Genomic DNA, 437 nt, shown 5'->3' with positions numbered 1-437 from the left:
GCCGTTGCAGCTGTCGATAAACTCGCCTGAGCCTTGTTTATCAGCAAGTACAGCCAGCATGTGTTGCGTGCTAATCGTGTCGTTTACTGCTAAACGTGCGGTAAAACGTGGAGTGTTTAAATTAATTGAAAATGCCATGATTAAATCCTTATTTAAAATATGTTTAAACAGCGTTTAAACCGCTGGTTTATTAAGTACTGATGAAAAAATGCCATTGACTAACAGCTTGTCTACGGCGGTGTCTGGATTTTTGTTGGTGTGGTTAAGCAAGTGCGGGAGCAGGTTTTCAACCAGCTCACGGGCATTACCTTCAACGCGTTTGTGCAGCCATTGCCACCACTTTGCATCGTTTTGGGCGAGCTTTACCGTGCCCTCGGTTAGCTCTAAAAACAGGGTGCGTATGTCTTCAACCGTTATTTGGCCAATGGGTTTAGGCC

At 44.9% G+C, this 437-nt stretch carries 1 protein-coding gene; it reads right to left on the bottom strand.

Going from position 1 to position 437, the window contains the following annotated elements; genetic code table 11:
* Positions 1-174: 174 nt before the first annotated feature.
* The coding region (locus tag HR9077_RS00020; protein ID WP_210725810.1) for a hypothetical protein at positions 175-437 on the bottom strand (263 nt) is incomplete at its 5' end.

This window comes from Modicisalibacter radicis (assembly GCF_900961225.1).
In the GTDB taxonomy this organism is placed as follows: domain Bacteria; phylum Pseudomonadota; class Gammaproteobacteria; order Pseudomonadales; family Halomonadaceae; genus Modicisalibacter.
The sequence above is the reverse complement of the archived record's forward strand: the minus strand, read 5'-3'. Positions and strand labels throughout refer to the sequence as shown.